General features: G+C 71.8%; 16 protein-coding genes. 7 read left to right on the forward strand and 9 right to left on the reverse strand.

Annotation, left to right across the window (positions count from 1 at the left end):
* Positions 1–144 precede the first annotated feature (144 nt).
* The 7 genes from ABZ128_RS12730 to ABZ128_RS12760 all read right to left on the reverse strand — a co-directional run bounded on the left by ABZ128_RS12730 (position 145) and on the right by ABZ128_RS12760 (position 9,730).
* On the reverse strand, positions 145–1,014 hold the full coding sequence (locus tag ABZ128_RS12730) for a carbohydrate ABC transporter permease (protein ID WP_356847997.1): 870 nt from the start codon (positions 1,012–1,014) through the stop codon (positions 145–147).
* The gene (locus tag ABZ128_RS12735) at positions 1,011–1,973 is read right to left on the reverse strand and encodes a sugar ABC transporter permease (RefSeq protein WP_356847999.1); all 963 of its coding nucleotides are present in this window, start codon (positions 1,971–1,973) and stop codon (positions 1,011–1,013) included. Before ABZ128_RS12735 ends, ABZ128_RS12730 begins: the two co-directional genes overlap by 4 nt.
* A complete protein-coding gene (locus ABZ128_RS12740; protein ID WP_356848000.1) occupies positions 1,967–3,307 on the reverse strand; it encodes an ABC transporter substrate-binding protein in 1,341 nt (446 codons plus the stop codon). The genes ABZ128_RS12735 and ABZ128_RS12740 overlap by 7 nt, the downstream gene beginning before the upstream one ends.
* Entirely contained in the window at positions 3,304–4,284 is a 981-nt protein-coding gene (locus ABZ128_RS12745; RefSeq protein WP_356848001.1) for a GNAT family N-acetyltransferase, read from the reverse strand. The genes ABZ128_RS12740 and ABZ128_RS12745 overlap by 4 nt, the downstream gene beginning before the upstream one ends.
* A gap of 117 nt (positions 4,285–4,401) precedes the next feature.
* Positions 4,402–5,571: a DUF1343 domain-containing protein gene (locus ABZ128_RS12750; RefSeq protein ID WP_356848002.1), complete on the reverse strand. Its 1,170-nt coding sequence runs from the start codon at positions 5,569–5,571 to the stop codon at positions 4,402–4,404.
* Entirely contained in the window at positions 5,568–8,387 is a 2,820-nt protein-coding gene (locus ABZ128_RS12755) for an exo-beta-D-glucosaminidase (protein WP_356848003.1), read from the reverse strand. Before ABZ128_RS12755 ends, ABZ128_RS12750 begins: the two co-directional genes overlap by 4 nt.
* A gap of 431 nt (positions 8,388–8,818) precedes the next feature.
* A complete protein-coding gene (locus ABZ128_RS12760; protein WP_356848069.1) occupies positions 8,819–9,730 on the reverse strand; it encodes a helix-turn-helix domain-containing protein in 912 nt (303 codons plus the stop codon).
* Between the two features lie 141 nt (positions 9,731–9,871).
* Here ABZ128_RS12760 and ABZ128_RS12765 point away from each other — a divergent pair, with 141 nt between their 5' ends.
* Both ABZ128_RS12765 and ABZ128_RS12770 read left to right on the forward strand, forming a co-directional pair.
* On the forward strand, positions 9,872–10,465 hold the full coding sequence (locus ABZ128_RS12765; RefSeq protein WP_356848005.1) for an MBL fold metallo-hydrolase: 594 nt from the start codon (positions 9,872–9,874) through the stop codon (positions 10,463–10,465).
* Between the two features lie 111 nt (positions 10,466–10,576).
* On the forward strand, positions 10,577–11,059 hold the full coding sequence (locus ABZ128_RS12770) for a DUF4231 domain-containing protein (protein ID WP_356848006.1): 483 nt from the start codon (positions 10,577–10,579) through the stop codon (positions 11,057–11,059).
* 141 nt (positions 11,060–11,200) lie between these two features.
* On the opposite strand, the gene ABZ128_RS12775 is transcribed toward ABZ128_RS12770, so the two are convergent.
* Entirely contained in the window at positions 11,201–12,226 is a 1,026-nt protein-coding gene (locus ABZ128_RS12775; protein WP_356848008.1) for a helix-turn-helix domain-containing protein, read from the reverse strand.
* 138 nt (positions 12,227–12,364) lie between these two features.
* Between ABZ128_RS12775 and ABZ128_RS12780 the strand changes: the two genes are divergently transcribed.
* The 5 genes from ABZ128_RS12780 to ABZ128_RS12800 all read left to right on the forward strand — a co-directional run bounded on the left by ABZ128_RS12780 (position 12,365) and on the right by ABZ128_RS12800 (position 18,081).
* Positions 12,365–13,195 (forward strand): dienelactone hydrolase family protein, encoded by an 831-nt coding sequence (locus tag ABZ128_RS12780; protein ID WP_356848009.1) that lies wholly within the window; start codon positions 12,365–12,367, stop codon positions 13,193–13,195.
* Between the two features lie 217 nt (positions 13,196–13,412).
* Positions 13,413–14,060, forward strand: a complete 648-nt coding sequence (locus ABZ128_RS12785) for a hypothetical protein (RefSeq protein ID WP_356848010.1) — start codon at positions 13,413–13,415, stop codon at positions 14,058–14,060.
* 160 nt (positions 14,061–14,220) lie between these two features.
* Positions 14,221–15,477, forward strand: coding sequence for an FAD-dependent oxidoreductase (locus ABZ128_RS12790; protein ID WP_356848011.1), 1,257 nt, complete (start codon positions 14,221–14,223; stop codon positions 15,475–15,477).
* A gap of 158 nt (positions 15,478–15,635) precedes the next feature.
* Entirely contained in the window at positions 15,636–17,168 is a 1,533-nt protein-coding gene (locus ABZ128_RS12795) for a serine/threonine-protein kinase (protein ID WP_356848013.1), read from the forward strand.
* Positions 17,169–17,307: 139 nt separating this feature from the next.
* On the forward strand, positions 17,308–18,081 hold the full coding sequence (locus ABZ128_RS12800) for an SDR family oxidoreductase (protein WP_356848015.1): 774 nt from the start codon (positions 17,308–17,310) through the stop codon (positions 18,079–18,081).
* A gap of 59 nt (positions 18,082–18,140) precedes the next feature.
* Here the strand turns inward: ABZ128_RS12800 and ABZ128_RS12805 are convergent, their stop codons facing one another.
* The gene (locus ABZ128_RS12805) at positions 18,141–18,533 is read right to left on the reverse strand and encodes a MerR family transcriptional regulator (protein ID WP_356848017.1); all 393 of its coding nucleotides are present in this window, start codon (positions 18,531–18,533) and stop codon (positions 18,141–18,143) included.
* Positions 18,534–18,596 lie beyond the last annotated feature (63 nt).

Below are 18,596 nucleotides of genomic sequence, written 5' to 3' on the forward strand. Positions count from 1 at the left end.
TGACCCAGCTGTCCGGCGCCCCGACCTCGCCACGCCGGGGGGTGGTCCCTCCGGCGGGCACGGCCCCGCCCGGGCAGGGCATCGGGTCCCCCGGTGAGCCGCCTTCCCGCTCGGGCCCCGGCTGGGGCGTGCGACGAAGGGCGCTCACTTGAGCCCGCTGAGCATCACGCCGCGGATGTAGTACTTCTGCAGGAGCAGGAAAAGGACCAGGACCGGCAGGATGCTCAGGACGAGACCGGCCATGACGATCGGCATGGTGCGGCTCGGGTCCACGTAGTCCTGCAGGAGCTGGATGCCGACGGGCAGGGTCATCACGTCCGGGTTGGCGGTCGAGATGAGCAGCGCCCAGATGTACTCGTTCCACGCGTGGACGAACGTCAGCAGAGCCAGCGTCAGCACGACCGGCCTGGTCTGCGGCACGACGATCCGCCACCACACGGCGAACTCACCGGCGCCGTCGATGCGCGCGGCCTCCAGGACCTCGTCCGGGATCGAGACCATGAACTGGCGCATCAGGAAGATCCCGAAGCCGTTGACCAGGAACGGCACGGCGAGTGCCGCGATGCTGACGGTCAGGCCCGCGCCCCCGCGTCCGAACAGGTCGTTGCCGCCCGCCAGCGGCCAGTGCACCAGGATCAGGAAATGCGGGATGAAGAAGAGGAACGGGGGGAACATCATCGTCGACAGCACGAGCCGGAAGATCAAGTTCCGGCCGGGGAAGCGGAGTTTGGCGAGCGCATACCCGGCGAGTGACGACGTGACCAGCACCGATCCGGTGATCAGGGCGGTTGCGATGACGCTGTTGCGGAAGAGCACCGGCAGATCGAGCTGGTCGATCGCCGCCCGGTAGTTCGACAGCTCGAAGGCCTTGGGCAGGAACCGGTACGGCAGCGTGCCGGCCTCGCCGGCCCCCTTGAACGAGGTCATCACCATGTCGAGGAACGGCACCACCGTGAGCACGGCACCGGTCACGACCACCAGGTACGAAAACCACGGGAAACGGCGGCTGATCATGCGTCCTCCCCCTTGCGCCGGAAGATCCACAACTGCACCAGGGTGACCACGAGGACCACCACGAACAGCACGAAGGCGGCGGCGCTCGCAGGGCCCCACTGGCCGTACGAGAAGGCCTGCCGGTACATCTCCAGGGCAGCCACGTCGGTCGCGTCACCCGGACCGCCCTTGGTCATCACGATGATCAGCGCGAAGGACTGCAGGCCGCTGATGAGCTGGGTGATGCACACGAGCAGCAGGGACGGCCGCAGCAGCGGCAGTGTGATCTTCCAGAAGACGGTGACCGGACCGGCGCCGTCGAGCGCCGCCGCCTCGTAGTACGAGTCGGGAATGGACTTCAGCCCGGCGGTCAGGACGAGGATCGCCGAGCCGACCGAGGCCCAGGCCTGGACGACCACGACCGAGGGCAGCGCGGTGTCCGGGTCCTGGAGGAAGGCCACCGAGCCCAGCCCGAGGGCGTTGAGGGCGCCGTTGACGAGGCCACCCGGCTCGTACATGTACTTCCACACGTTGCCGACGGCGACGACGGTCGTCACGATGGGCAGGAAGTACAGGGTGCGCCACAGCCCCTGGAACCGCAGGTTGTCGATGCAGGTGGCGACGACCACGGAGCCGGCGAGCGCGAGGACCAGGGTGCCCAGGGCGAACAGCAGCGTGTTGCTGAGGACCGGCACCAGGAACGTCGATCCGTCCGCGAAGAGGCCCGTGAAGTTGTCCGCGCCGACCGGCTGGATCTCGCCGAGGTCGAACCCCGACCACCGGGACGTCGACAACAGCAGCGCGAAGCCGAGCGGCAGGATCAGGAAGACGGCGAAGAACAGCAATGTCGGCGCCAGGAAGAGATAGGCGACGACGGCCTGCCGGCGCCGGGTCCGGGCGCGGCCGTCGACGACGGGCCCGGCGGAGAGCGCGGGGGGCGCCGCCCGCTCGGCCGTCGTCGCGGTCAGCGTGTTCACCATGAGCGCGACACCTCTTGATCGACCTGACGGCGGGTGGTGCGCAGTGCCTGGTCGACCGACTGCTGACCGGTCCACAGCGCCTCGATGTTCCTGCGCAGCACGGCCTTGGCCTGTTGGGCGCCGGGCACGTTCGGCTCCGGCACCGAGTACGCCAGTGCGTCCAGGAAGGGACGCAGGTTCGCATCGCCGTGCCCGCCCAGGAGCGTGCGCATGTCGTCGGCGCGGCCGGTCAGGGAACCGACCGACACCTGCAAGGAGCTCATCCGGGTCGCCGTCCCGCCCCCCTTGTCGCCCTTCACGCTCACCTTCTCGGTGTTGAGCCAGCGCAGGAACTCCCAGGCGGCGCGCGGGTGCTTGCTGGCCGCGTTGACCCCCAGCATGAAGCCGGTCGAGAGCGTGGCACGCTTGCCGTCCGCCTCGGGCAGGGGCAGCGGCGCGACGCCGACGTCGCGGTAGTCCTTGCCCATCTGGTCCTTCAGGCTCCCGGTCCACCAGCCGGCGCTGACCATCATGGCCACCTGCCCGGACCGGAACGCCTTGTAGACGTTGACACCGGGGGAGCTGGCACCTCCGACGACGAGGCGGTGCTCCAGGTCGAACACGGCCCGTCCGGCCGGCGAGTCGATGGCGGTGCTCCTGCCGTCCTTGGAGACGAACGTTCCGCCTGCGGCGTTGAGCAGGGCGAGCGTCTGGCCGACGGTGGTGGAGTCGTCGGCGGTCGACAGCCCGAAGCCCTGGACCAGGGTATTGCCGTACCGGTCGCGCCGGGCGGTGCGGTAGGCGGTCTCCTCCAGCTCCCGCCAGGTGCGCGGCGGGCCCTCGATGCCGGCCTCGCGCAGCAGCCGCTTGTTGTAGTAGAGGGCGTACGTCTGCACCTCGGTGGGGTAGCCGTAGACCCGGCCGGCCACCGACGCGGCGTCGACCGCGGCCTCACCGTAGCCGCGCGTGATCTCCCGGGCGTGCTCGGACGGAGCGGGCCGCAGGACGCCGGCCCGGACCAGCTGGCCGTTCCACAAGCAGTACGGGTGGAGGATGTCGGCGCCCTGGCCCGCGGCCTGCCGGACCATGAACGTGGTCAGCAGGTCCGTGAACTCGACGGCCTTGGTCTGCACCTTCACCCGGTCGTGGGTGGCGTTCCACTCGTCGACCGGGCCCTGGAGCGCCTCCTTGAGCACCCCGCTCGCGTAGTGGGAGAGCAGGGTGAGCACGATCGGGTCCCCGGGCCGTCCGGTCCCCTGGTGCGGTGCGGAGCATCCGGAGGCGAGCAGCGCCGAGGGGAGCGCCAGCGCGAAATGCCGGCGGCTCAGGCCGCCGGCACGGCCTGCCGGCGTCATCGAGCGGCCTCCCGCCGCATCACGCGGAACACGCGGGTCGTGGTGAAACCGCTCTTGCGGTACATGTGGCCCGCCGGGGACTGCGCCCCGGTCCACAGGAACCACGCGGAGTGCGCGCGGCGCGCCCGCATCCTCTCCAGCACCAGGTGCAGCAGGACCTCGCCGAGTCCGGTGCCCCGCATCTCCTCCAGCACGCCGATCGGGCCGAACCGCTCGTCCACCGCGTCGAACGCGCCGTGCATCGCCCAGCCGACCATGCGCTCCGAAGGGTCCCGGACGGCGACGATCCGGTCGAGCGGCGTACCCGCGGCCAGGGAACCACGGATCGTGCACGCCCAGTCCGGACCGAAGTGGCTCCCGGCGAGCGCGAAGAGATCCACCAGGTCGTCGTCGGACGGGGTGGCGAACCGGAAGCCCTTCGCCGTCAGTTCCTCCACGCGGCGCGCGACGTCCTCCGGGAAGCGGTAGCCCACCAGGCCGCGGTCCATCGCCGCCGCCTCGTACAGCGTGTGGAAGCCCAGGGACTCCAGGAGCCCGGCCGCTTCCGGGTAGGCCTCGGCGTCCAGGCCGGGGAGGACGTAGTTCGGGGTGTACGAGGAGAAGTCCACCCGGGTACGGCCGTGGCCGTTCAGCCAGTCGAGGGCGTCGGCCAGCAGGCGGCGGCCGAGTCCGCGCCCGCGGGCGTCCGGGTCGACGAAGAAGAACGGGATCCAGCCCTGCTCCGGTTCCAGGTCGGTGCCGGCCATCGGCGTCAGACGGCGCACCGCGTAGGCCGCACCGATGACGCGGTCGCCCTCGACGGCGACCCGAAGCCCCTCCGGATCGAAGTTGGCGTCGAGCAGCACCAGGGAGCGGAAGCGGTCCGCCGTGATGGGGTCGGACGGCGCACTGCGCCGCCACACCTCCACCACCTGCGGTCCGTCGCCCGCGCGGAAGCCGCGGATGACGGCCCGGGATGTCGTTGTGCGATCGGTCATCGGCGGGGTTGTCCTTCCATACGCAGGCCGGGGCGACGTCGAACGTCGCCCGCAGAGCCGCTTCGGTCCGGTGGGGGTGCGCTGCGCCACGGCGACCAGGGTTTCCGGCAGCAGGTCTCAGGGGTAGAGCAGCACGTCGTCCCCGGCCCATCGGCGGGGCGGCGCCGGCGGGTCGCACAGCGGCAGCGGGTCGTCACCCGCGTCGACGGCACGCCGCAACCGGTCGGACCCCCACAGCAGGTCGATGAAGGGACGCCGGTCGCTCCCCTCCCCACCGTCGGCGGCGCACCAGCCGAAGTCGTCCGGGTACAGCCGCCGCAGCGTGCTGAGCATCGCCACGGCGGTACGTACGGGAGCGAAGACCTCGCGGTCGGTCACATGGACCTGGACTCCGCGCAGCAACCGCCCGGCGTGTTTGTGGAACGTCGGTACGAACCGCAGATCACGGAAGTGCACACCCGGCAGGCCGAGCTCGGCGAGCGAGGGCGCGAACCGTGCGTCGACGTACGGGGCCCCGACGATCTCGAAGGGCTGCGTGGTGCCCCGGCCCTCCGACAGGTTCGTGCCCTCGAACAGGCATGTCCCGGGGTACACGGCGGCCGTGGCGGGCGTCGGCATGTTCGGCGAGGGCGCCACCCACGGCAGGTCGGTTGCCTCCGCGTCCATGGCGCGCTGCCATCCGGCGACCTCGATCACCTTCAGGTCGGCCGCACTGCCCGCCACGCGGGGCACGACCGAGGCGTTGAGATACCGCGCGAGCTCGCCGCACGTGAGCCCGTGCCGGACGGGCACCGCGGCCCGCCCGACGAAGCTGGCCCACGCCGGGTCGAGCAGGGGGCCCTCGCTGACGAGCCCACCGAGGGGATTGGGCCGGTCGGCGACCACGAACCGCACGCCCGTACGGGCCGCCGAGACCATCAGGTCGAACATGGTCCACACGTAGGTGTAGAACCTGGCCCCGATGTCCTGCAGGTCGTACACCAGGGCGTCGACGCCGCTGTCGAGCAGCAGTTCGTCGAGGCGTTCGCCGCCGCACCGGTAGGTGTCGTACACCGGCAGACCGGTGGCGGGGTCCGCACGAGCGGCCTCGCTCTCACCGGCCTGAGCGGTCCCGTGCAGCCCGTGCTCGGGACCGAACAGGGCGACCAGCCGCGCCCCCGCCTCCAGCAGGGCGGGCGCGGCCGGACGCAGGTCGGGCAGCACGCCGGTGTGGTTGGTCACCAGCCCCAGCCGGCCGGGCCCGGCGAGTGCGGGCGACGCGTGCAGTCGTGCGATCCCGGTCGTCACCGCGACGTTTCCGCTGCACGCACCACCAGGGGGACGGTGACGGCCCGGGCGTTCCATCCGGAGACGCGTACGCGGGGGGCGCGGCCCGGATCCGTCCCATGGGTGGCCTTCACGGTCACCGATTCGCCCGGCCACAGGGTGATCTGATTGTCGCTCCAGCGCACGGGCAGCAGGGGAGTCCCGTCCGCGGAGACCAGGTCGACGTCGGTGAGCAGAGCGGGCGTGTTCGTGGTGCCCGGGTGGCGGAGGGTCACGCTCGTCGTCGACGTTCCGGCCCGGGTGGCCGTCGTCGTGGCCTTCACCTCCAGCGAGACCTGCGGCATCGAGCTCAGTCCGCTCAGGTCGGCGTACGAGGTGGTGGGGGTGTGGTACCAGTCGGTCTCGGCGTGGTCGAGGACGTCGTTGCGGGTGGAGAGCCAGTAGACGTTGCGGCTCAGCTCCCGGCCGGTCGCGTCGGTGAGCAGCAGCCGTGCCAGGTACGTCCTCGCCAGACCGGGCACCGTGGCCGGGAGGGCCGGCGAGGTGGTGGTCACGCCGCGCGCTCCCACCTCGACACCGGTCACCGTGCGGTCGTACTTCTCGGTCCCGTCCGGGTTGAAGAGCGTGACCCGGGCGTTCAGCCCGGAGACGGCGGTCGCGCGGTCGTTGACGACGCTCACCGCGCGGTTGTCGTAGCCGTACTGGATGTGAAGGGGCTCGTTGGCCTTCTTCGCGCCGAAGTAGGCCCCGTTCTGGTCCAGATAGCGGTCGATGAGCTGCCAGTGGAGCGAGGTCCAGCCGCTGTTGAGCATCCAGTAGATGACGCCCGTCGCGGGCGCGGCGGTGTCCTTGGCGTTGCGGGAGTACGCCTCGAACTGCGCCCGGACGTTCTCGTACTGGGCCAGCTGGGCCTTGCGCACGTAGTCGCCGAGATCGGTCGGCGGCCCGTAGCGGCCGGCGAGCGCGGCGTTGTACAGCTTGAGCGTCGAGAAGGTGGACGAGGGGGAGCGGTGGTACTGGGGAGCGGACGGTTGCTTCCAGAGGGTCTCCAGCTCGGCCGGGGTCAGCATCCGCCGCAGTGTGTCGAGGGTGGGGATGCTCGGGCCGGCGCTGGTCTCCGAGTTGAAACCGGTGGCTCCTCCCTCGCGTTTGTCGTACCAGTAGCCGGGCGGCACCCAGTCGTAGGGGCCGGTCATCCGCATCCCGGAGCGGCCGGTGACGGGGGTCGACTTCCCGGAGGCGGAAGGGATCACGGGCACGTCCCAGTCGGCGGCCCGCAGCGCCTGGAGGTATTCCGACTCGATCTCGGCGTTGGGCGCCGCGTCGCTGCCGATCAGGAAGGAGATCACGCTGGGGTGGTGGCGCAGCCGGGCCGCCTCGGCGGCCATCGACGCCTGGGCGACCGCGTGGTCGGCGGAGTCCCACTTCTCCCCGGACTCGGCCCTGTTGACCTCACCCTCCCACTTGTCGCAGCACTCCCAGCCGGGGAGGGTGAGGATCCCGTACCGGTCGGCGAGGTCGAAGAACTCGTCGGGCTCCAGGTGGCCTTCCAGACGCAGCGTGTTCAGGCCCAGATCACGGACGTACTGCAGGCGGTGCTCGACGTAGGCGGGGTCCCAGCGCATGAACTCGTCGGGGGACCAGCCCGCGCCCTTGATCAGCAGCGGGCGACCGTTGATCCGGTACTGGCGCGCATCGTCGGCATTGATCGGTGCCTCCACGTCGCGGATCCCGAAGGCGGTGTGCGCGGTGTCGGAGGTGACCCCGTCGACCGTCACGGCCAGGTCCAGGTCGTACAGGGGCTGCTCGCCCATCCCGGCGGGCCACCATACGCGGGGCGAAGCCACATGGAGTCCGGGGTGGTCGGCGGGGGAGTAGACCACGGTCCGGCTCTCCCCGGGCTTCAGCGTCACCTGTCGGCTGAGGGCTGCGGGTCCGGCCGTCCCGGACAGCAGCGCCGTGACGGTGTCGGCCGAGTCGTTGCGCAGCTGGGCCTTGACGGTCAGGTCGGCGGAGGCCAGCGACGGTACGGCCAGGTCGGTGACGACGTGGGCGTCACGCAGGACCACCGGGCCGCTGCGGCGGACGACGACGTCGCGGACGATGCCCATGTTCTGGTCGGGCGGCGGCTGCAGCCAGTCGAGCCAGCCCATGGTGAGGTGCTTGCGCGGGTCGTTGGGCTGGACCCGGAAGGCGACGGTGTTGGTGCCCGGCCTGATCAGAGCGGTGATGTCCAGCTCGTGCCGGGTGTAGGTCCCGGCGACCGTGCTCGCGGTCGAGACCTGACGGCCGTTGACGAAGACGTCCGCGGCAGAGGTGACCCCGCTGAAGTCGAGGTACGTACGGGTTCCCCGGCCGTCGACCGAGAAGTCGGACCGGTACCACCACGGGACCGCGAAGTCGGCGGCGGGGATCAGCTTCTGGTTGGTGGAGTGGAACGGGTCCGGGTGGGTGCCGGCCGCCAGCAGGGCGCCGAGGACGGTGGAGCGGGGGCCCGCCCGGTACCAGCCCTGCGTCGTGTAGCCGGGGCTGGACACCTCGGCCGCCGGGTCCTTCACCAGGGCGGTCGACTGGATCATGAACCCGGTCAGAGCCGTGCCGGAGTCACGGGCGACGGTGACCGCGGCCGCGGCCGCGCCCGGCGGACGGATCGCCGCCCGGCTGGTGGAGCCGACGGGGGTGAGGGCGGGGGCCAGGAAGACGAGCAGGCCGAGGAGGACCGAGACGACGGACCGGCCCACCACCCGCGCGCGGCGGCGTGAGGGGCCACCGGCCGGGAAGGACGGGAACGGGGAACCAGGGCGGCACGGCCACACCCACTCCTGCTGTTGAGGCATGCCCCTCAGCATGGTGCCGAAGCCCCGACTGACGGCGCTGCCCATTCCCGGGTGTCGCCCGATTGCAGCAGCCGGGGGGCGCGGGGAGGAGTAGGTCCCAGGCCTCGCGGTGCGGGGTGGCGCCTTGCGCCCCGTACGGCCCGTCCGTCCCGTCCGCCCCGTACGGCGCGTCCGCCCCCTCCGCCCGGGCCCGGGTCAGCGCCTGCCGCGAAGTCGCCTGAGCATTCCGCGGGCCTGCTCCCGCCTGCGCGGGTCGGAGGCCGCGCGCCGGACGGAAGCGATCGTGCGCTGCCCCTGAGGGCTGCGGCTGAACTGCATGATCCTTGCGATGAGTCCGGACATGAACCCTCCCGGTGCAACCCGTCGTGACGCTGCGTCGTGTGCCCCGGCCCTGCCGGTCGAAACCGCGCCGTGCACGGCGCTGCCACGGCTCACGGCGGCGTGCTGGTGAAGGCCCGCCGGTAGGAGCGCGGAGGCACCCCCCGACGCCGCACGAACTGTTCGCGCAGTACGGCCGCGCTGCCGTAGCCGACCCGGCGGGCGATCTCCTCGACCGTGAGGTCCGTGGTTTCCAGGAGCTCCTCGGCCCTGCTCAGTCGCAGGTTCCGCAGCCAGGCGTGCGGGGTGGTGCCCGTCGCGGCGGTGAAGCGGCGGGCGAAGGAACGTTTGCTCATCATGGCGCGGCGGGCGAGTTCCGTGACGGGCAGCGGCTCGTGGAGGTGCCGGCGGGCCCAGGCGAGGACCTCGGCGAGCCGTTCGTCCCGGCCGTCCTCCGGGACGGGCGCGGCGAGGTACTGGGCCTGCCCGCCGTCCCGGTGGGAGGGCAGCACCAGGTCCCGGGCGACGGCGTTGGCCAGCGCGGCACCGTACTCCCGCCGCAAGAGATGCAGGCACAGGTCGAAGCCGGCGGCGGCTCCCGCGCCCGTGACGACGCGGCCTTCGTCGATGTAGAGGGCGTCGGGGTCGACGGTGATCTGCGGGTGAAGGCCGGCGAGGAGTCCGGCGAAGCGCCAGTGGGTGGTCGCCCGCCGGCCGTCGAGCAGTCCGGCCGCGGCGAGTGCGAACGTGCCGACACAGTGGGCCGCGACCACCGCCCCACGGTCGTGAGCGGTCCTCAGCGCGTCGAGCACGGCCGGGGCGGGTGGCGTGCGGAAGCCGGCTCCGGGCAGGGCGATGACCAGATCGGCGCTCGCGAGCCGGTCCAGACCGTGCGCGACGGAGAGCGGTACGCCGCAGTCCGCGGGCACCGGTCCCGGCTGCTCGGTGCACAGGGCGAAGTCGAAACCGGGCAGGGCCGCTCCGTGAGGACCGAACACCTCGGTGACGATGCCGACGGCGAGCATGCCGACGCCCGCAGGGGCGTACGCGGCTACGGACGTGAAGGGCGGCACACCGGCAGTGTGGCACACGGTTGGCACGAATCCTGCGATCAGAGGCAACAGTGCCACTCGTGAACGACCGCCCCGGCTACGAGGATTGAGGACATGACAGACGCACCGCTCGGCCGCAGCGCCGTATACAAGGTCCTCACCACCGGTTACGTGGGCTCCACCGGCCCCGGGGTCGCCGCGACCGTCTCCTACGTGGCCGACGCAGGACGGCACGTGATCTTCGATCCCGGCATGGTGGCGAGCCGGGACTGCATCCTCGCCCCGCTCGCGGAGCTGGGCCTGGGCCCCGAGGACATCACCGACGTGGTGCTCAGCCACCACCACCCCGACAACACCATGAACGCGGGCCTCTTCGGTCAGGCCCGCGTCCACGACCACAAGGTGGAGTACCTCGGTGACCAGTGGCTGAACCGGGACGCGGAGGGCTACCAACTCACCCCGTCACTACGGCTGATGCGTACCCCGGGCCACAGCCCCGAGGACATCACGCTGCTGGCCGGTACGGACTCGGGCGTGGTGGCCTTCGCCGGCGACCTGTGGTGGCACGCGAACGGCCCGGCGGACGACCCGGTGGCCCCGGACCGCGAGGTACTGCGCGCCTCCCGGCTCCGTGTGCTGGCGGCCGCGGACCTCATCGTGCCCGGCCACGGCAGCCCGTTCGAGGCCGACGACACCACCCCGCGCTAGCCGCCCGACCGCACGTGCGCAGCCGCACCCCCGCACGAGGAACCGCCCGGTGCCGCGGTAGCGTCTGCCTGAGGCAAGCTGCAAGGCAGGCGGCAGAGCAATGGGGGCGGAGTGCAGCCGGACGGTGAACTGGGCGTTGGTCTCAGCCCGAGGGAGGCAGCAGCCCTCCTGCTGGACAAGATTCGTCAGGGCAGCGGTTACACCCGCGGCAAGAAGAAGCGGTTCGCCCGAAGCGCCTCCGTCACCAAGATGGCGACGCTCGTACTGTCCGCGGCGTCCACCGTCATCCTGGGCCTGCAGAACCTCAACGCGTGGGCCGGCTTGGCGCTGGCCTGCGTGGCGCTGGTGACCTTGCTGGGAGCCGTCGAACCGTTCTTCAACTGGCGCTCCCGCTGGGTGCTGATGGAGGAAGCGCAGTACCGGTTCCAGCGGCTTGCCGACGACCTCGAATACCTCGTGGCGTCGACGGCCGCCGACGAGCTCACGTTCGACCAGCTGGGCGAGGTCTACGGTCAGTACCAGACGATCTGGGACGACCTCAGCCGCACCTGGCTGGAGCATCGTCGGGAGCCCGCGCCGTCGGCCAACGCCTAGAAATGCCGGGCGGGGCTGCCCGAGAAATCGAGCCCCTCAGGCGGGGTTCCACAGGGCACTCACCGTGCCGTGTCACGCCGTGCCGGTCGCCGAACCGGCCCGCCGCCCACCTGCCATTGACCGGCCGCCTCCGGACACCGCCTAGCAGCCGTCCGGGGCGGACGCCCGGTCCCTGTGGCGGAAGGCGGCCCGGTACGTGCTCGGGCGGTGCCCGGTGTGGCGGGCGAAGAGGGCGGCGAAGGTACCGGGGTCCCTGTAGCCGACGGCCGCGGCGACCGCGGCGACGGTGCGGTCGGTGGTCTCCAGAAGGTGGCGGGCGCGGCGTACCCGGGAGTCCTGCAGGTGCGCCAGCGGGCTGCGCCCGGTCTCCTCGGCGAAGCGGCGCAGCAGTGTGCGGGTGCTGACCCGGAAGGCGTCCGCGAGCGCGGCGAGGTCGTAGCGCTCGGCGAGGTTCTGGTCGAGCCGCCGCATGACCCGCTGGGAGAACTCCCGGCCCGGCTGCGGGAGGAGCCGCGGGTCGACGTACGGGGTCTGCGAGGCCCGCGCGTAGTCGACGAGCGCCACCCGGGCGGTCGTCCGGGCCACCCGGGCGCCGTCGTGCCGACGGATGAGATCCAGGGCGAAGTCGTACATGGCGCTGAAGGCGGCCGTGGTGGTCACCCCCCTGTCGGTGACCACCAGGTGCTCGGGCCGCACCTCGGCTTCCGGGCAGCGCCTGGCCAGTTCACCGGCGTGCAGCCAGGAGGTGGTGGCCCGGCGCCGGTCGAGGAACCCCGCCTCACCGAGCAGGAACGCGCCGACGCAGAGGGAGACGACGGCCGTTCCCGCCAAGGCCTGCGCGCGGATCGCCGCGATCTCGGGGGCGAGCCGGGCGAGCCGCGCGTCGAGGTCCGCGCCCGGGCGCAGTTCGAAACCGGGGACCACGAGGACGTCGACCTCGCGCAGGGGGCGCACGTCCAGGATCGCGCCGCCCGAGGCGGTGACCCGGCGGCGGGGCGAGACGACCGACACCCGGTAACCGGGCGCGTCCGGTCCGGCGACGTGCCCGGCCATCGTCAACAGGTCGGGGACGCCGAACACTTCGGACGCGAAGCAGCCCGGGTACGCGAGGACCCCGACCCGCAGCGCACCCGGCCCGGCGCCCCGCCCCACAACGTCCTCCGCCATTGCGCCCGTATCCCCTTGTGTTCCTGGCCCGGTCCCCGGCCGCGTACCGCTCGTCCCTCTCCCGCGTGGCGAGATTACCCCCGGCCTTGGCGATCCCGCCCCTCACCCCGGCGGCCCGTCCGGGACCAGGCTGGCGCCATGAGCAATGACGATCCGATCAGCGACTTCACCCGCCGGCGCGTGGCCGTTGAGGGGGTGGAGAAGACGGTGTACGTGGCCGGGGCCGGGCCCGCGGTCGTCGTACTGCCCGAGATGCCGGGCATCAGTCCCGACGTCCTGCGGCTCGCGCGCTGGGTGCGGGACGCGGGCTTCACCGTCCACGTACCCTCCCTGTTCGGGACCGACGGCGCCTTCCCCACGGTCGAGGGCGGCCGGGAGGTCGTCCGCCGCGCCTGTGTCAGCGCGGAGTTCCGCGCCTTCGCCGGGGGCGGCACCAGCCCCGTGACGGTCTGGCTGCGCGGCCTGGCGCGCGAGGCCCACACCGCGTGCGGGGGTCCCGGGGTGGGCGCGATCGGCCTGTGCTTCACCGGCAACTTCGCCCTCACCATGGCCCTGGAACCGGCGGTGATCGCCCCGGTGGTCAACCACCCGTCGCTGCCGCTCGACGACCCCGGCGGACTCGAACTCGACGAGGCGGACGCGCGCGCCGTGCGCGACCGGCTCCACCGCGACGGACTCACCGTCCTCGCCTACCGCTTCGAGGGCGACCGCTGGTGCACGGGGCAGCGCTTCGCCGCCTACCGCGCGCTGCTCGGCGATGCCTTCGACGGGCGCGTCCTGCCGGACAGTGCCGCCAACCCGGCCCCGCCGCCCTTCTTCGCCGATCTGGTCGGCACCCCGCACAGCGTCGTCACCGCCCACCTCGTCGACGAGGCCGGCCACCCCACGGTCCGCGCCCGCGACGAGATCCTCGCCTTCCTCACCGACCGCCTGCACCCGCACGGAGACCGGCTCCTGCCCGCCACCTGACCGGGCGGGTACCGAAGCGAGCCGACGGGGCTGCCCGACGGATTGTCATACCGAGGCGTTACAGTGTGCGCCGCGGTTGAGACGGCCGACCACCGTACTCCTCGGGCAGGGCCCGCCGCAGCATCCCCTTGGCGTGCCGTCAGGGGTGCATCGGGGCCGCCCGCCCGGCTGTTGCGGCGCGTCCCCATTCGGAAACCGAGAAACAGCCAGGAGATCCATGAGAAAGAGAGCGCGGAGAGCGAGCATTCTCGCCGCCGCCACCGCCGTCGCGGCCACCGGCCTGTTCGTGGCCGCACCGACCGCCAGCGCGGGCACGTCCGAGATCGCGAACCCCGGCTTCGAGAGCGGCAACGCGTCCTGGAACGAGAAGGTGACCCCGTTCGCAGGGCACCCCATCAACAACTCCTCCGCATGGCCGGCCCACTCGGGCACCGGCAAGGCGGAGCTCGGCGGGCAGGGCCTGACCGGCATCAGCCGCATCTCGCAGCAGGTCACGGTCCCGGCGTACCGGGTTCCGGTGCTGTCGTTCTGGGTGCGCAGCGACGTGGTCAGCAGCGGTTCCGGCAGCTTCGGCTTCCGCCAGCTGATCGTGGAGGCCACGGCGGAGGACGGCACGCCCTATGAGCTGCACGACCGCATGAACAAGGCGGGCACCAGCGGTTCGTACGAGAAGGTGACGGTCGCGCTGCCCGACGCCTTCTACAGCTCCTCCCCGCAGAAGGTGAACATCAGCTTCATGGCGATCGAGGACGCGTCGAACCGGATGCCGTTCCTGATCGACGACGTGAGCATGGAGTACCGCTTCAAGACGATCGACCGTCCGGTGGTCATTCCGAGCGGGATCTTCCGCCCCATCGCGGGCTGATTGCCCCGCACCGTCTGCTCCCCCCGCCCCCGCCCCCGTACGCCGTTCGTAGCGATCCCGCGCGGCGGGTACGGGGTGCGGGTGCGGGGGTGTGCGGGGACGCCGGCGCCGTTGCCGTCCCCGCCGCCGCGGATGCGGTATACGTCCTGGGGGCGTCCCGATGCCGGCGAAGGGAGTGGTTGCCGTGGAGCGAACGGCCTGCTGTGTGGTGGGAGGAGGGCCCGCCGGGATGGTGCTGGCCCTGCTGCTGGCCCGCGCCGGGATCGAGGTGACCGTACTGGAGAAGCACGGCGACTTCCTGCGCGACTTCCGCGGCGACACCGTGCACCCGTCCACCCTGTCGCTGCTGGACGACATCGGCCTCGCCGAACGGTTCGCCCGACTGCCGCAGCGCCGGGTGACCTCGGTGCAGCTGCCCATCGGGCAGGACGGCTCCCTCGTCACGGTCGGGAACATCGGCGCGCTGCACGGTACGTACAACTACATCGCCATGGTGCCGCAGTGGGACCTGCTCGACCTGCTCGCCGACGAAGCGCGCCGGGAGCCTTGCTTCCACCTGCGCATGAACACCGAGGCGACATCGTTCCTGATCGAGCGCGGACGGGTCACGGGCGTGCGTTACCGCACCCCGGACGGCGCCACCGGCGAGCTCAGGGCCTCGCTGACCGTGGCCTGCGACGGCCGTGGTTCGCTGGCCAGGGCGCTGCCCGAACTCGGACTGGAACACTTCCCGTGCCCGATGGACGCCTGGTGGTTCCGGCTGCCGCGCCGCGAGGAGGACCCCGCCGGGCTCGTGGGGGGCCTCGGGGACAGGCTGCTCATCGCGCTCATCGACCGCGGCGACTACTGGCAGTGCGCGACGCTGATTCCGAAGGGATCCGATGCGGTGCTGCGCGCAGAGGGCCTGGAACGTTTCATGACCCGGTTCACGCAGGCCGTTCCCTGGCTGGCCGACCGGGCCGATGCCGTCGCCTCCTGGGACGAGGTCAAGCTGCTCGACGTACGACTGGACCGGCTGCACCGCTGGCACCGTCCTGGGCTGTTGTGCATCGGCGACGCGGCCCACGCCATGTCACCGGTCTTCGGCATCGGCATCAACCTCGCCGTTCAGGACGCGGTCGCCGCGGCCCGCCACCTCGTGGGGCCGTTGGGACAGGGCGCCGTGGGGCTGCGGGACGTACGCCGCGTACAGCGCCGCCGCCTGCCCACGACCGTGGCGACCCAGCGTCTCCAACGGCTGGCCCACACCCAGGTCATCGAGCCGCTGATGTCGGGGCGCGTCGCGTTCGGCCATCCCCGGCAGGTCGAACGGCTGACCGAACTCATCACCGACTCGCCGTGGTTGAACCGGCTGCCCGCCTACTTCCTCGCCTACGGAGCCCTGCGCGAACGGCCCCCGGAGGCATCACTGCGCTGAACGGTGCAGTGCGCCGGTGCCACGGGCCGGTTCTCGCCACGGTCTCCACTCCGCTTGCTTCCCGGTCGTCAGGGAGGGGCCGGACAGCGCCGGTTGGGCTGACAGCGGGCCGGGGCCGCACCTAGGTTCTCCCGTAGGCGATTGCACTCGGGGGAGTTGTGGAGCAGTTGAAGGCCGGTGACCCGGCAGCCGTCGGCCCCTACCGGATCACGGCGCGGCTCGGCGCGGGCGGCATGGGACAGGTCTACCTCGGGGAGTCGCGCAGCGGCCGGCGTGTGGCGGTGAAGGTCGTGCGGCCGGAGATCGCCTCGGATCCCGGCTTCCGGGCGCGGTTCCGGCGCGAGGTGGAGGCGGCGAAGGCGGTCGGAGGGTTCTGGACGGCGACCGTGGTCGACGCGGATCCGGAGGCGGAGACGCCCTGGGTGGCCAGCGACTACATTCCGGCACCCGATCTGGCCGAACGCATCCGGCAGAGCGGCCCCTTGACCGAGGACGCGGTGTGGCGGCTCGGCGCGGGCATCGCGGAGGCGCTGCACTCCGTACACCGGGCGGGGCTCGTGCACCGGGACCTCAAGCCGGCGAACATCCTGCTCACGGAGAACGGGCCGCGCCTCATCGACTTCGGGATCGCCAAGGCGCTGAACGGCGCGACCCTGCTCACCCGGACGGGCGTGGCGATCGGCACCGCCGGATTCATGTCGCCCGAGCAGGCCCGGGGCGGCAGCGTCGGCACGGCCAGCGACATCTTCTCGCTCGGTACGGTTCTGTGTTTCGCGGCCACCGGACGCATGCCGTTCGGCGAAGGCAGCGCGGCGGAGCTGCTCTACCGGGTGGTCCACGAGAAGCCCGACCTGGAGCGCGTACCGGAGGGACTCCGGGCGGTACTGGGCGGGTGCCTGGAAAAGCGGGCGGAGCTGCGGCCATCCGCGGAGGACGTGCTGTCCGCGCTGAGCGGGGGCGGTGCGGTGACGGTGTCGCCTCCGGCGAGGGATGCGGACACGGGGATGCGTCCGCCTGCGCCTCCGCCGGACCCGCCCGCGGCGTCTCCGCCTCCACTGCCCGGCAGGGGCGCGCCGCACACCGTGCCGGTCGGGGACGTGGTCATGGATGCGGTCATGGATGCGGTTCCCGTCCCGGCGGCCGTCCCACGGCAATCCGGGCCGCCCGTCGAGGTGCGGTACTCGATGGGACACATGCGCGTCGCCGTCGCGGCCATGCTCGCCGCGGCCGTTCCGCTCGGCGTGGCCGTGTACTCCTTCAAGGACCATCCCCTCCTCGCCGTCCTGGTGAGCATCGTCGCGCTCGCACTGTTCAGCCTGGGAGGACTGGCCATGGCGCGCGGGGACGAGGCGTGTGTGCGGGTGGCGGGCGACGGGCTCCACTTCTTGCGTGAAGGCCACGAATGGAGCGCCACCTGGGCAGAGTTGAACAGGGTTACCATGAAGGCGACGCGCTGGGGTCTGATGCAGGAGTTCGTGGTGGTGGGCGAACTGGCGCCAGGGGCCACCAAGAACGTCGTCTGGGAACGCTTCCGGCCCGTCGGTCCCGGTCCCAGGGCGGCTGTCACCACCATCCGTTTCCGCAACGCAGGTCTGGCGCGGGCGGAGATCGGACGGCTGCACGAGGCACTGCTGCACCGTTCCGGGGGGCGCTACGTGTACGACGCTGAACAACTCTCCGTCCTCCGCTGACACGGTCACCCGTCATCGAGGCCCAGCCGGAGAACTGGGGCGGAGGCCATGGGGAGGCGGATGGCGGCCGCCCTCTGCACGGCACTTCGTACGGTGACGACTTGAACCTGACACCTATGTCAACTTCTACCCTGCCGGCATGACGAGCACATCGGCTACGGAAGAGGCATCGATGAATGAGCTGGCGGGCAAGGTGGCGCTGGTGACGGGCGGCAGCCGCGGGATCGGCGCTGCGACGGCAAGGCGGCTGGCCCGCGCGGGAGCGGCGGTCGCGCTGACCTACGTACGGGCAGAGGACCAGGCGCGTGAGGTTGCCCGGCAGATCGAGGCGGAGGGTGGCGCGGCCGCGGTCGTCCAGGCCGACCTGGCACATCCACAGGCCGCGGCGGAGGCAGTGGAGCGGACCGTTCGCGAACTGGGCGGCATCGACGTCCTGGTGAACAACGCAGGGTTCCTCACCCATGGCCCGCTGACCGAGGTGTCCACGGCCGAACTGGACCGGGTGCTCGCCGTGGACGTCCGGTCGGTGTTCCTGGCTGCCCAGGCCGCCGCCCGGCACATGGGCGCCGGCGGGCGGATCATCAGTATCGGGTCGTGCTTCAACGGGCGCGTTCCCGGCTCGAATTTCGTCCTGCAGGCAATGGCCAAGTCAGCGCTCGTCGGGCTGACCAAGGGCTTGGCCCGGGAGCTGGGGCCGCGCGGGATCACCACGGCCCTCGTGGACCCGGGCCCGATCGACACCGACATGAACCCCGCCGACGGCGAGAGCGCCGCCTTCCAGCGCTCCCTCACCGCCCTGGGCCGGTACGGCCAGGCCGAGGACATCGCGGCCGCCGTGGCCTACCTCGCAGGTCCCGGCGGCCGCTACATCACCGGCACCACCCTCGCCGTGGACGGCGGATACACCACCTGACCGCGCGCCCTCGGCAGGAGCCACGAGCCGCGCGGACGTCGAGAGGACCGCCCCGGCCTTCAGCCGCTTCGTGTGAGGGACTCCGGCCCGGTGGCCCCGCTCTGCGAGGCCGCATCGATCACTTCGTCCAGGACCTCGCGCGAGCGAACCAGATCCGCGATCGTACGGTTGATGCGGTCGCGCTCCGCGGCGAGGTTGGCGGTCAGCCGAGGAGTGGCCACCTCGTTCGGGCGGCCGTCATCGCCCAGGCAGGGCAGCAGCTGTGCGATCTTGCCGCTGTTCAGGCCCGCGGCATAGAGCATCTGGATGCGTACGACGCGATCCACCGCCCACTCGGCGTACTCCCGGTGGCCGCCGGGGGTGCGCTGAGCGGGCAGCAGTCCCTGTGTCTCGTAGTAGCGCAGGGAACGCTCGCTCACCCCGCTGCGCCGGGCCAGTTCGCCGATCCGCATTCCACACCCCGCATGGTGACGACTCGAACCTGACATGGATGTCAACTTCTATCATGGCGTGGC

Origin of the sequence: Streptomyces sp. NPDC006326 (genome assembly GCF_040612915.1) — a bacterium.
Classification (GTDB): domain Bacteria; phylum Actinomycetota; class Actinomycetes; order Streptomycetales; family Streptomycetaceae; genus Streptomyces.

What these genes read in the sequence shown, in the direction of transcription:
- ABZ128_RS12730 (WP_356847997.1), bottom strand. Translation starts at nt 1,014, where the DNA reads ATGATCAGCCGCCGTTTCCCGTGGTTTTCGTACCTGGTGGTCGTGACC.
- ABZ128_RS12735 (WP_356847999.1), bottom strand. Translation starts at nt 1,973, where the DNA reads ATGGTGAACACGCTGACCGCGACGACGGCCGAGCGGGCGGCGCCCCCC.
- ABZ128_RS12740 (WP_356848000.1), bottom strand. Translation starts at nt 3,307, where the DNA reads ATGACGCCGGCAGGCCGTGCCGGCGGCCTGAGCCGCCGGCATTTCGCG.
- ABZ128_RS12745 (WP_356848001.1), bottom strand. Translation starts at nt 4,284, where the DNA reads ATGACCGATCGCACAACGACATCCCGGGCCGTCATCCGCGGCTTCCGC.
- ABZ128_RS12755 (WP_356848003.1), bottom strand. Translation starts at nt 8,387, where the DNA reads ATGCCTCAACAGCAGGAGTGGGTGTGGCCGTGCCGCCCTGGTTCCCCG.
- ABZ128_RS12760 (WP_356848069.1), bottom strand. Translation starts at nt 9,730, where the DNA reads ATGCTCGCCGTCGGCATCGTCACCGAGGTGTTCGGTCCTCACGGAGCG.
- ABZ128_RS12765 (WP_356848005.1), top strand. Translation starts at nt 9,872, where the DNA reads ATGACAGACGCACCGCTCGGCCGCAGCGCCGTATACAAGGTCCTCACC.
- ABZ128_RS12775 (WP_356848008.1), bottom strand. Translation starts at nt 12,226, where the DNA reads ATGGCGGAGGACGTTGTGGGGCGGGGCGCCGGGCCGGGTGCGCTGCGG.
- ABZ128_RS12780 (WP_356848009.1), top strand. Translation starts at nt 12,365, where the DNA reads ATGAGCAATGACGATCCGATCAGCGACTTCACCCGCCGGCGCGTGGCC.
- ABZ128_RS12785 (WP_356848010.1), top strand. Translation starts at nt 13,413, where the DNA reads ATGAGAAAGAGAGCGCGGAGAGCGAGCATTCTCGCCGCCGCCACCGCC.
- ABZ128_RS12790 (WP_356848011.1), top strand. Translation starts at nt 14,221, where the DNA reads ATGCCGGCGAAGGGAGTGGTTGCCGTGGAGCGAACGGCCTGCTGTGTG.
- ABZ128_RS12800 (WP_356848015.1), top strand. Translation starts at nt 17,308, where the DNA reads ATGACGAGCACATCGGCTACGGAAGAGGCATCGATGAATGAGCTGGCG.
- ABZ128_RS12805 (WP_356848017.1), bottom strand. Translation starts at nt 18,533, where the DNA reads ATGCGGATCGGCGAACTGGCCCGGCGCAGCGGGGTGAGCGAGCGTTCC.